Genomic DNA, 11,168 nt, shown 5'->3' with positions numbered 1-11,168 from the left:
ATGAAAATTAGCAATATAATCCTCTTATTCATCGCCGTTGTAGTGACTACTTTTGCGACATCGTGTAATGATTTCCTAGATCGAATGCCCGTAGCACAACGTTCTCCAGAAAGTATTTTTACTTCGGAAGAGAGTGCCAATGCTGCGGTCAGCGGTATGTATCGCTCGATGATGAACAGTTTTTCGTACGGACAGGCGATCCTGATGATTCCAGAATTCTCGGCCAATCATTTAGGACACGTGAGTAGTTTTCCCGAGTTTGAAAATTTTTCCACGCATGGTATCATCGATCCTGATGGCGGAACACCGCAACCCCTGCCACCGTCCAATATTTGGTTAGCCAATATGTGGCAAGTGACCTATCAGACTATTAATTCGGCAAATGGTATTATTGCCATGGTGCCGCAAATGGATGCTTCGGTAATTAACGACGAACGTAAAAATCAATTTGAGGGCGAAGCTAGATTTATTCGTGCACTGCATTATTTCTTTCTTGCTCGTGCATTTGGTAATGTTCCGCTAGAGCTTACCCCTTCTGGCGAGCAGAATGATGAGTTCGCACCGCAGGCGAACACCGAAGAACTTTACGTGCAGATCATGGAGGACCTGACACGAGCGGTGGAGATATTGCCGCTGTCGGCAGGTTCCGGATTGGCGGAAAAAGGCAGAGCAAATCGTTGGGCGGCAAAAGCCTTGTTGGCCAAAGTACACCTATACCATGCTACCAAATTCAGTAATGATTTCAACGAAGCGGTTCGGCTTTCGGAGGATGTGATCCAGAATGGATCATATAGTTTGGTAAGTAACTACATCAATATTTGGCAGGCCGAAAACACGACCGAATCTATTTTTGAATTGCAGTTTGATGAGCAAGCGACCAATCCTTGGGCCAATGAGATCGGTGATAATGATGGTAACCGTACTTTTGCGAGAGGCAATTTCGTGGCCAATTTGTACGATTCTTTAGATACTAGAAGAGCGGCCACGGTGCGATTGGGTACGCGTACAGGTCTTATGGATCGTTGGTACATTGCTAAATATCCTAATCTAGTGCCAGCCACGCAAAACTTTCCACTAATCCGCTTGGCAGAGATATATCTTATCCATGCTGAGGCGAAAGCGCGCGTAGACAATGCCGTGAGCAACGCTTCATATCAATCTTTAGCAGCTGTGCAAACGCGCGCTGGAGTGGTACAGCCAATCGGTACATATACCAGTTTGGAAGCCTATATCGTGGCTATCCAAGAGGAAAAAGAAAAGGAATTGATGTTTGAGGGAGAAACGTGGTTCGACTACTGCCGTACGGGTCTTGCACTTACGAAATATGGTACACTGAATGAGGAACAATTTTTTATCTATCCTATACCGGCAGCTCAGTTTCAAGTAGATCCTACTTTAGTGCAAAATCCAGGTTATAGCCAGAACTAGCAGATTAAAAATAAACTATTAATAAAAGCCAGCGATGTCGATATCGCTGGCTTATTATTTATGTTTGAATCGTTCAGCTACTAATACGATTCGTCTCTCGTATTCGAATCATTAAATGCTGCGGTGAATTCTTCCTTTTGCTGGTTATCTAAGTCTTCGCTAAAAGACAGAGACATCTCGTAATCACTCAAGCTGTCCGATTCTGGCAGTGACTTGCCTAACTGTTGCAAATGCTTTTCTACCGCTTGGCTAATAGCATTTTCTGCTGTGGACTGTTCTTCTAATGTCGATGTGCCTGATTCACTGCCACCTTCAAGCTGCCACGAGAGCTGTTTGTATTGCGATTGGTAAAATGAAGCGACATCAATGTTGATCTGTTTTTTCATGGTATCTTAGTTTACTTTATACAACGGCCGTACAGCCAATATGTTTTCTCGAACCGATCGCGACCGTAACCCATTTAAGAAGAATGTAAACTAAATATCAGTTTTTTAAGAAGCCAATATTACATGCATCATGTTTCATAATATTATTTATTTTTGCACGATTAAATTATGAATAAAACGGTGTTTTCTCGCCTTTGGCGGATGCTATCCTATCTAGGTGTGAGTCCGCAAATGACTTATATGGAAGTTAAGCGGGTACACATGGTCAATCTGATTACCATGATATGCATACCGGCCATGTTCCTGTTTTCGATAGTCAATTTTTTTGAAGATCGTTATTTCTTAGCATTGATCAATGCATCGAACGGGGTTTCGTGCCTTTCTGTTTTATTTCTGCAATACTACAAACGCCTGGAACTGGCTAAAATCATCCTTTTGGGCGTGAATTTTTTGTTTTTTTATTTTGGAGCACTATTCTATGGCAATGGCGGAGAGAATTTTTTGCTCTGTATTATGATTGTCTGTATGTTGCTGTATGACAATCGCATCATCCAATGGTCTATGGGACTATTGGTAATAGCGGGCATCGTTTCCGTGAAACTCTTTCCGGTAGATACATTGCTCATGGATCATGTGCCGCGAAGTAGAATCCTAATTAATACCATTGGTTCACTTTTTTTTATTGTAATTGCTATTCATTTTTTTAAAAATATCATCTACAACAATATGATGTTGATCGAAGATCAAAGGCAGAAATTGCAGGTTCTTAATCAAGATAAAGAGCGCATATTTTCGATCGTTGCACACGACATTCGCAGTCCACTTTCTACACTGGAGGGGATGGTACATCTATTACATCAGCAAGTGATAGACGGCGCGGTATCCGAAGAATATATAATACAGTTGCAAAGACAGATAGCAAAGCAAAAAGAAGTGCTCGACGATATCTTGAGCTGGAGTAGCCGCAGCATGCGTGGACAAGCGAAAGTTGATACCACCACACAGGTTGCCGATGTCGTAGATAATTTGATGGCTGTTTTTCAATCATCTTGTGACCTCAAGCGAATAAAACTGATCGTAGATGTCGATAGGTATTTCCCACTGTATGTTGATTCGGATCATTTGACCATTATTTTGCGAAATGTGGTCAGCAATGCCGTAAAATTTAGTCATACCAATGGTATTATAAAGATTTCTGTGTCTAGAGATGTGGGCTACGGATTTATACATGTGAAAGATAATGGAGTTGGTATGGAAAAAGATCAGGCAGCATATCTCTTCCGTACCATTCAACAACGCTCCGTTGGTACTGACAATGAGCCAGGAGCTGGTCTTGGTCTATTACTTTGTAGTGAATTAATTAAACATAATGATGGTATTGTTCAAGTGGATAGTGTTCCTGGACGTGGAAGTCGGTTTACCGTCGGGTTCCCGATGCCGCTTCCCAATTAAAGCGATACAGTGTAGCGGTTAGTCTTGAGCTCGCAAAGAAAATGCTTCAAAAATAGGTCGAAATACCAAAGCTAAAACCGCCCAGCAATACAGGAGGATTTGCTAGAAAATCACGACTGCGCTGATGGCGATAATTCAACCTTAGTATTGTGAGAGAATTCGGTCGAAAACTTAAGCCGCCGACGATACTCCACAAATCTTCACCAATGTTATCCCCTGTTTCTTGCACTTTCCCGACATTCCAATCCACATATTCTAATCGGCAAGCGAGGTTAATCGAAGCATTGTCCCAGCCCAAGAGTCTGCGTTGCAATAGCGGTTGCACAATATCTACAAATCCGCCATATTGCCTGTTTCCATAAGTTTGGATATAGTTTTCGGGGACTTGCAAATTTATCCAAGCCCACTCTCCAGTAATGAATGTATTGAGCCGTGGAAGAGTTGTATTGAAATCTACCGCGAAAACGTGTAATGCCCTTTTGTCATCGATCTGCTCGCCTTCATCCATATATCGATTGTATACGCCACCCATATCAGAGACACCAAGTTCGCCAATTTTATTGTTTCGAACGGCGAGTTTTCCAGAGTATAGTGGGTGGCCGGTCAGGCTTTCTTCAAAACGGTCAGCGTTAGATTTGGTAGCCGGGAGGTAGGTTTTTCCTTGTTCATTATTAATAATGGTGTTATCAAAACCTCCCGAAATATATGCCTCATAACCAAACATCCAATCATTGCTATATCGTTTACCATACAAGCCAAAGCCTGCATTGCTCCACGTGGCGGGTAGCATCTGGGTAGCTGAGATCGGACGATCAGTAAATTCCCATTTCGGTCCGTCATGATTTTGGTTAAATGATCCGATTGGATTTAAAATAATACCACCACGTAAGTTGAGTAAAGGATCAAATTCCATATCTAATGCTGCAAATTCAATACTAATCTCTCGAGTACCATCTTCAAACTCCAGTTCACTCATAAATTTAATGCGTTTGCTAATGGTGGATGCCATGAAAATAGTAAATCTTCGGAATTGGAATTGGTGGCCTTCGCTTACGCCATCAACGCCAATATGCTGCCAGTTGGCCTCCATATAACCACCGATGGAAACAGGTAATCTTCCAGCAAATAACATTGGCCTGTTGTATACAGCATCCATGTTCATTGTGTTTTTGAGCGAATCTTTGTTTTCTACTCTTTTGAACAAAGAAGAATCTATTTGAGCCTGTAATAACGATGGTACATACAGCCCTACAAGGAGTATTAAGTAAAATATTTTAGACATGTTTTAGCGATATTTTAAGTAGGTTGTTGTCAATAACGACGGGGAATGATCTTAAACTTTCGTTGGCAGGACCATTGAGCACTTCGCCCTTGTAGTTAAATTCGCTGTCGTGCGCTGGGCATTGGAGCCGATCTCCAAATGCTTGAAGCTCGGCACCTTGATGCGTGCATTGCATGAATGAAGCGAAGTATTCATTGTCCGAGAATCGGTATACATAAATCGGGTATCGTAGCTGATCATGCGCTACAATAATGTATTTCCGGTAAGTAGATTGTGCTGATTTTTCCAACAAGAAGTTGTCTGTCGAAATGACAAGATCTGTATCAACAATCTTTCCGGTCACTGTTTTGCTCGAGGCACAACCATTTAAAAATACCATTCCTAATGTCGCGCCAGCACATGCAAAACCGCAGTGCTTGATAAATTGCTTTCTTTGCATCTTATAGTGATTTTAAGAATTTGATCAATGATTCTTTTTCGCCGGGTGAAAGACTCCGATAGTTTTGGCGAATCCGAGTAGCTTCTCCACCGTGTAGTTCTATCGCTTGTTCGATACTGTTGGCTCTGCCATCGTGCATCAAGAAATAGCGCCCACCTTGAGAATCTGGAGAAAGTCCAAGCCCCCAAAGTGGAGGAGTTCGCCATTCAGCCGTTTTTGCTGATCCTTCGGTATAGCCATCATCGAGTTCTGGTCCCATATCGTGCAGAAGCAGGTCGGTATAAGGATAGAATTCTTGAAACGCCAATGCTTCAATGGGTGCATTGCCGGTCTTTAATTGAGGTGTGTGGCAGCTAGAACAGGAAATCTGCGTAAACAATGCTTTGCCTCGCATGACTTCCGGATCATTTTGATTACGGGCAACGGGAGCTTTTAAGGTTTGCAGATAAAAGCTGACATTATTCACTTTCTGTGTGGCAATTTCTGGATCAATTGGAATACCTGAAAAAAGGTCAATTGGATTATAGAAAGAAGAAATTCCCATGTCTTCGGAGAATGCACTTACGGTCTGTTGAAGCAAATCATATACGCTCGCCTTTTTTCCAAAACGCCCAATGTATTTTCCTTCTTTTGAAATGCTTTCACTTCTAGGCCTAATGAAAGAAGGGATATTCACCCAATTTACGCGACCAGTGATGCCATCACCATCTAAATCTTCTGGGTCAGCCATGGAGAGCAACACCGCGTCTGGTACAAATTCTAGAAATCCCATTCCTGTCACAGCAGGAGGTGTGAGACGCGTATACGTCGCTCCAGCAGGTAAAACCTCTGGCTGATATCCAGGGATCGCTCTGTTTTGCAGCTGCGGCCCACCTAAATGTAAAAACTGATTGCCAGTTGCATCGATCTGACCGAAGCGAGTAACTGTACTAAAAGGATTTCCCTTACCATCTCCAGCATGACAACTCACGCAACTGTTTGATACAAACAAAGGCCCAAGACCCTTCTCGATGGTGAAAACTTCCTCAAAAGTCTGATCGCCATCCAAAAAAAGCCGCATTTCCGCGAAATTGAGTCCATCTATAGCGCCGTCTAGTAAACTGTTCTCTGGAGGTAATTTGGGTTCAAACCTTTCGCAAGACTGAACCCCGATAATCAGAGCCATAATAACTCCAATTACGATGTGTGATTTTCTCATCGTTCTAATTATTAATCTTAAAAAAAAAGTGTTTTTCTTCTCGGTCTGCTAGCGAATGGAGGCGATCGCTTTAATAATTAAGCAGTCTAAAGCACTACTAAAAGAAAACAATAGCATTGTTAGATTTGTAAAGTTAAAAAGTTATATCAGTCTAACAAATTTTTATTTATAAATATGTTAGATTAGTCTAATATTTTGTACATTCGAACTATGATTTCTGTAACAGAAGAAAACTACCTTAAAGCATTGTTTTACCTCTCTCATAGTACAGGAGAAGTTAATATTTCGGATCTCAGTAAGCACTTAAAAGTTAAATTGCCTACCGCAAATAGTATGATGAGACGTCTTTCTGAGAAGAAATTGGTGATCCACGAAAGCTACAAACCCATCAAATTGTCTGAAAAGGGCAAAAAAGAAGCCGCCCTTATTATCCGGAAACATCGGCTAACAGAAATGTATCTCGTAGAAAAAATGGGGTTAGGATGGGAAGAAGTGCATGCAATTGCCGAACAGATTGAGCATATCCAATCGCCTGCTTTTTTCGATAAGATGGATGAATTACTGGGCTATCCAAATGTGGATCCGCATGGTTCACCCATACCAGATCTCCATGGTCATGTGACGGTAGAGAATTATCAAAAGCTGAGCGATTATAAAGCGGGCGATCAAGTGCAATTTATGGCTGTTGGAGATTCTTCTACGGATCTGCTTAATTATCTAAACAGTAAATTATTGCCGCTAGGAACTATTTTGCATATAGAATTTGTAGAAAGTTTTGACGGAACGATGTCTGTATCGTACAACGACAAAAAAAATGAACTGTTGAGCAGTAAAGTTTGTGATAAACTTTTGGTGAAAGATCAGATCATCGTTTAATAACAGGTAATTTGCCTGCTGATCTCCCAAAATACATTTCGTTATAATCTTATGGCAAGGAATTTGTAAAACATAGCAGAAAATAGAACGGATATGAAATACATTTTTAGTTATTTATTAGGTATAGCCATCTTAACAGGATGCGGGCAGTCCAAGACAGAAAATGCAGGTGACGCGGCAGAGGCCGCAGAATCAACCGAGGCTTCTGCCACCGAAGACGGAGCAGCACCAATTGCGGAAACTGTAGGCGATTGGCCTGGCACATACGAGGGCGTTGTGCCTTGCGCAGATTGTCCAGGTATCAAAACCACGGTAGTGCTCAACAACAATGATACGTTTCGCATCACACAAGATTACGAAGATCGCGATCAAAAAGTGGATGACAACGGAAGAATCATGTGGCATGACGGTGGCAAAGTTGCACACTTGAAAGGAACGAATGTAAATCTAAAATTCAAGATCGGTAAAGATAATTTGAAGCAATTAGATGCAGATCAGAAAGAGATTACCTCTAATCTAGCTGAACACTATGTCTTGAATAAGATTAAAGAGGCAGAATTGCCAGTGGAATAACGTTTATCTACATCAATAAAAAAAGGGCGCATCACGATGTGCCCTTTTTGTTGTCATTTATTTTGGGATAGCACATACCCGGTAGGTACTTGATCCGATTGTTTCACAATAGGAGCTGTTCTGCTCAATTTGTTGATACCGCTCCATAAACTTTTCGTGCCCATCGGCATCACTTATCGAGAGTAAAGCTGGGTCAGATATATCTGCGGTATTGTTGTCTAGAAATATGGAATATTCTTCATTTTCTTCCACGAGGTGAAATCCCTTTTCTTCCTCTATACTATTGCCAGCTATGCGATCCTGATAATAGGCTTTGCCTTTTTTTAATGCTTCTTCTTGAGTCATGTTTTCTAGGTTTACTGTATACTAAAGAATAAACAACCATTTCCCAGTTTTGATTTTTTCAACTGTATCCCAACAATTGCGAATCCCAACTGTTATCTTATAAAATAAACATATTTGCTATGAGTACAGAAAATCTTCACAACCAAGAAGCTATAGATAAACTAAAAGAACTAGTGGACAAAATTGATATCGGGATGTTGGGTAGTTATCCCACAACTGGTAGCTATGTGCATGCCGTGCCGATGAGTAGACAAGAGGTAGACGAATCTGGCAATATCTGGTTTTTATTTTCGTCCGAAAGTGATACCCACACGCACCTAGAATCCAACGATCAGGTCAGTTTGTTATATTCGGATGTAAGCAACTACAGCTTCTTGAGCATCAACGGACACTCAGAAATATCCAGAGATCAAGAACGTATTGACAAATACTGGAATAAGATGATCGAAGGTTGGTTTGAAAAAGGAAAAGAAGATCCACGCATTCGTGTGCTACGCGTTGTGCCAAGTGAGGCACATTATTGGGATAATAAATCCAATAAGCTGGTCACTTTCTTTAAAGTTGCTGCTAGCGCAGTTACCGGTGCTAAGAAAGATGTAGGACGCCAAGGCGATCTGAATATCTAAAAGAATTTTCCGACATTTATTGTCAAAATTAAAGAGCCAGACCATCCATGTTATGTGATATCTGGCTCTTTTCATTAAAACTGAACGTGATGGATACATTTTATGATTTAAGTGCTAATAAGCCCAATGGGGAGAAATTGCCAATGGATGACCTACGCGGAAAAGTCGTGTTGATCGTGAATACTGCCACGAAATGTGGTTTAGCGCCGCAATTTGAAGGATTAGAATTACTGCATCAGAAGTACAGTCAGCAAGGTTTGGTGGTACTCGGCTTTCCTTCCGATCAATTTCGTAATCAAGAGCCGGAGACCAATGAAAGCATGGAAGCAACATGCCAGATCAATCATGGTGTTACCTTTCAGTTGCTAGAGAAGTCTGATGTCAATGGAGAAAATACGAACCCAGTGTTTCAATACCTCAAAAAAGAACTTTCTGGCTTTTTAGGTTCGCGCATCAAATGGAACTTCACCAAATTTCTAGTAGATAAAAATGGGAAGCCTGTTAAGCGTTTTTCGCCAATTACCAAACCAGAGAAGTTAGAGGATACGATTCGAAAACTATTAGGAATTTAATTTACAATTGAGTTAATAATACCTAGGTTTGAGGTATAACCAGTTGTAGATGGAAACGTATCACAATTCCGTGCTAGATGCCTTGCCAGCGTATCTCAGACAATTTGTAGTGCTGCAAAACTTGGTCGATATTCTGCCGTAGATCAGGCCGTGTGGCGCTATGTCATGCGCCAAAATTATGCGTATCTAAAAGACGTGGCGTATTATCCCTACATTCCAGCATTCCAGGTTTACGCAATGCCGGATTGTCTGTTGAGCGGAATCCAGATTTACAGGCGATGAATGATTGCCTATCGCAAATAGATTGGGGAGCGGTAACCGTGGGTGGATTTATTCCTCCTTCGGCATTTATGGAGTTCCAAGCGCATAGTGTATTGGTGATTGCAGCAGATATTCGCCAACTTGAGCATATAGAATATACACCGACGCCCGATATAATCCATGAATCTTCTGGCCACGCGCCCATTATTGGTGAACTGGAGTATGCCGCTTACTTACAGTACTTAGGGGAGATTGGTAGCAAAGCCATGTTTTCAGCGCAAGATTTCCAATTGTATGAAGTCATTCGCTATCTCTCCATATTAAAGGAACGCTCCGATGTGACAAAGGATGACCTGATTGTCGCAGAATCTGCCTTGGTCGATATTCAGCAGAATATGGGCGAACTATCGGAAATGGCCTTGTTGAGTAGATTGCATTGGTGGACGGTAGCATATGGCCTAATCGGTACGGTAGAAAATCCAAAAATTTACGGTGCTGGATTATTATCGTCTATTGGCGAATGCGCCAGCTGCATGCATCCTGCTGTGCCAAAGCTGGATTACACGACCGATACCTTGCAGTACAGTTATGATATCACCACAGCACAACCTCAATTGTTCGTGACGCCCGATTTTGAATATCTCCGAAAGATACTAGATGAATTTGCAGATACCATGGCTTTTCGAGTTGGAGGTAAGTCAGTCTGGTGTGGATCTGGCGATCGACAGTGGCAATACCTGTACGATCGTCTATAGCTCTGGATTACAAGTTTCGTGCACATTTCAACGAGTGGGAAAGGAAGTATCAGCTATTCTACATTCGTACGATTGGCCCTACTGCACTAGCAATTGAAGATCAACAAGTGAGTGGCCATGGCAAAGTGCAACATGCGGATGGGTTTGGAAGTCCGACAGGTGCAGTCACGGGCTGGGAAATACCTTTGGAAGATTGTGGATCCCAGGATTTGGCAGATCGTGGAAATACAATTTGAGTCTGGCGTGGCGGTGCATGGTAGGTTACTTGATCAAGTTTTTCACGAAACCAAGTTGTGCTTGCTTAGTTTTACGGATTGTACCGTGGAAGATAATAGGACTGGAGAAATTTATTTCAAACCGAGTTGGGCGAGGTACGATATGGCAGTAGGGAGCAAATTATATCTGTCTATTCCGGCGCAGCCGATAAGTCTGCCTTCGAATCTAAGATCAGCGTATCGCAGCACAAAACAAGTATCGCCCTGAAAATGAGGATCGGCAACACCAAATACAGTTGTATGCCGCTATACGCGCGTTGCGCGAACAGAATGAATCCATCCACTTGGAACGGTTCCTGCAAAATCACGATGCTGAATTAGCTAAAAACTGGCTAGCATTAGAAGAGTTTCCAAATCTTTGGGGCAAAGATGCATAAACCGACTACGGCGGCAGTCAGCGCGGTAAGGAGTACGGCAGCTGCTGCTGCATCTTTCACCTTTTTAATCTGCGCATGCCTTTCCGGAGAAACGAAGTCGGCCAGATATTCTACTGCAGAATTAAGGCTTTCCATACTCATCACCAGTCCGATGCTTAGTACGATAGCCACCCATTCCAAGGTTGCTATTTCGAAGACATATCCGAGGATTATTACCAAAAAGCTCGCCGCCAGATGTATCCGAAAATTGGTTTCACTTCGTAATACGGTGCGCAACCCTTGTCCTGCATGTTGAAAACTTTCAATTAGCCGTTTCATTCGAT

15 protein-coding genes are annotated in these 11,168 nt (G+C 42.0%); 8 read left to right on the top strand and 7 right to left on the bottom strand.

Features of this window, described 5'->3' with window-relative positions; translation table 11 throughout:
* Positions 1 to 1,428, top strand: a complete 1,428-nt coding sequence (locus tag AC3IRT_RS13750) for a RagB/SusD family nutrient uptake outer membrane protein (RefSeq protein ID WP_489393787.1) — start codon at positions 1 to 3, stop codon at positions 1,426 to 1,428.
* An 80-nt stretch (positions 1,429 to 1,508) separates the two neighbouring features.
* On the opposite strand, the gene AC3IRT_RS13745 is transcribed toward AC3IRT_RS13750, so the two are convergent.
* Positions 1,509 to 1,814: a hypothetical protein gene (locus tag AC3IRT_RS13745; RefSeq protein ID WP_489393786.1), complete on the bottom strand. Its 306-nt coding sequence runs from the start codon at positions 1,812 to 1,814 to the stop codon at positions 1,509 to 1,511.
* Between the two features lie 168 nt (positions 1,815 to 1,982).
* On the opposite strand from AC3IRT_RS13745, the gene AC3IRT_RS13740 reads away from it, so the two are divergent.
* Complete coding sequence (locus AC3IRT_RS13740; protein ID WP_489393785.1) at positions 1,983 to 3,266, top strand: sensor histidine kinase; 1,284 nt, start codon at positions 1,983 to 1,985, stop codon at positions 3,264 to 3,266.
* A 46-nt stretch (positions 3,267 to 3,312) separates the two neighbouring features.
* Here the strand turns inward: AC3IRT_RS13740 and AC3IRT_RS13735 are convergent, their stop codons facing one another.
* The 3 genes from AC3IRT_RS13735 to AC3IRT_RS13725 are packed head-to-tail and all read right to left on the bottom strand — an operon-like array spanning position 3,313 to position 6,185.
* Complete coding sequence (locus tag AC3IRT_RS13735) at positions 3,313 to 4,548, bottom strand: hypothetical protein (protein ID WP_489393784.1); 1,236 nt, start codon at positions 4,546 to 4,548, stop codon at positions 3,313 to 3,315.
* Complete coding sequence (locus AC3IRT_RS13730) at positions 4,541 to 4,987, bottom strand: QcrA and Rieske domain-containing protein (protein ID WP_489393783.1); 447 nt, start codon at positions 4,985 to 4,987, stop codon at positions 4,541 to 4,543. The genes AC3IRT_RS13735 and AC3IRT_RS13730 overlap by 8 nt, the downstream gene beginning before the upstream one ends.
* A 1-nt stretch (position 4,988) precedes the next feature.
* The gene (locus AC3IRT_RS13725; protein ID WP_489393782.1) at positions 4,989 to 6,185 is read right to left on the bottom strand and encodes a di-heme oxidoredictase family protein; all 1,197 of its coding nucleotides are present in this window, start codon (positions 6,183 to 6,185) and stop codon (positions 4,989 to 4,991) included.
* 210 nt (positions 6,186 to 6,395) lie between these two features.
* Here AC3IRT_RS13725 and AC3IRT_RS13720 point away from each other — a divergent pair, with 210 nt between their 5' ends.
* Together AC3IRT_RS13720 and AC3IRT_RS13715 are read left to right on the top strand one after the other, a co-directional pair.
* Positions 6,396 to 7,061 carry a metal-dependent transcriptional regulator gene (locus tag AC3IRT_RS13720; protein ID WP_489393781.1) on the top strand — a complete coding sequence of 222 codons (666 nt, stop codon included), beginning with the start codon at positions 6,396 to 6,398 and terminating at the stop codon, positions 7,059 to 7,061.
* 93 nt (positions 7,062 to 7,154) lie between these two features.
* A complete protein-coding gene (locus AC3IRT_RS13715; RefSeq protein ID WP_489393780.1) occupies positions 7,155 to 7,634 on the top strand; it encodes a copper resistance protein NlpE in 480 nt (159 codons plus the stop codon).
* A gap of 57 nt (positions 7,635 to 7,691) precedes the next feature.
* Here AC3IRT_RS13715 and AC3IRT_RS13710 read toward each other — a convergent pair whose 3' ends face one another.
* Entirely contained in the window at positions 7,692 to 7,979 is a 288-nt protein-coding gene (locus AC3IRT_RS13710) for a hypothetical protein (protein ID WP_489393779.1), read from the bottom strand.
* A 119-nt stretch (positions 7,980 to 8,098) separates the two neighbouring features.
* Here AC3IRT_RS13710 and AC3IRT_RS13705 point away from each other — a divergent pair, with 119 nt between their 5' ends.
* From AC3IRT_RS13705 to AC3IRT_RS13690, 4 genes are all read left to right on the top strand, one after another.
* A complete protein-coding gene (locus AC3IRT_RS13705) occupies positions 8,099 to 8,605 on the top strand; it encodes a pyridoxamine 5'-phosphate oxidase family protein (RefSeq protein ID WP_489393778.1) in 507 nt (168 codons plus the stop codon).
* An 89-nt stretch (positions 8,606 to 8,694) separates the two neighbouring features.
* Positions 8,695 to 9,177 carry a glutathione peroxidase gene (locus AC3IRT_RS13700; RefSeq protein WP_489393777.1) on the top strand — a complete coding sequence of 161 codons (483 nt, stop codon included), beginning with the start codon at positions 8,695 to 8,697 and terminating at the stop codon, positions 9,175 to 9,177.
* Between the two features lie 152 nt (positions 9,178 to 9,329).
* The gene (locus AC3IRT_RS13695; protein ID WP_489393776.1) at positions 9,330 to 10,193 is read left to right on the top strand and encodes an aromatic amino acid hydroxylase; all 864 of its coding nucleotides are present in this window, start codon (positions 9,330 to 9,332) and stop codon (positions 10,191 to 10,193) included.
* Entirely contained in the window at positions 10,166 to 10,429 is a 264-nt protein-coding gene (locus AC3IRT_RS13690; protein ID WP_489393775.1) for a hypothetical protein, read from the top strand. The genes AC3IRT_RS13695 and AC3IRT_RS13690 overlap by 28 nt, the downstream gene beginning before the upstream one ends.
* Positions 10,430 to 10,599: 170 nt before the next feature.
* On the opposite strand, the gene AC3IRT_RS13685 is transcribed toward AC3IRT_RS13690, so the two are convergent.
* Both AC3IRT_RS13685 and AC3IRT_RS13680 read right to left on the bottom strand, forming a co-directional pair.
* Complete coding sequence (locus AC3IRT_RS13685; protein ID WP_489393774.1) at positions 10,600 to 10,770, bottom strand: hypothetical protein; 171 nt, start codon at positions 10,768 to 10,770, stop codon at positions 10,600 to 10,602.
* A gap of 36 nt (positions 10,771 to 10,806) precedes the next feature.
* Positions 10,807 to 11,163 carry a diacylglycerol kinase family protein gene (locus tag AC3IRT_RS13680; protein WP_489393773.1) on the bottom strand — a complete coding sequence of 119 codons (357 nt, stop codon included), beginning with the start codon at positions 11,161 to 11,163 and terminating at the stop codon, positions 10,807 to 10,809.
* Positions 11,164 to 11,168 lie beyond the last annotated feature (5 nt).

The organism is Sphingobacterium sp. KH_072 (assembly GCF_057837975.1).
The sequence above is the reverse complement of the archived record's forward strand: the minus strand, read 5'-3'. Positions and strand labels throughout refer to the sequence as shown.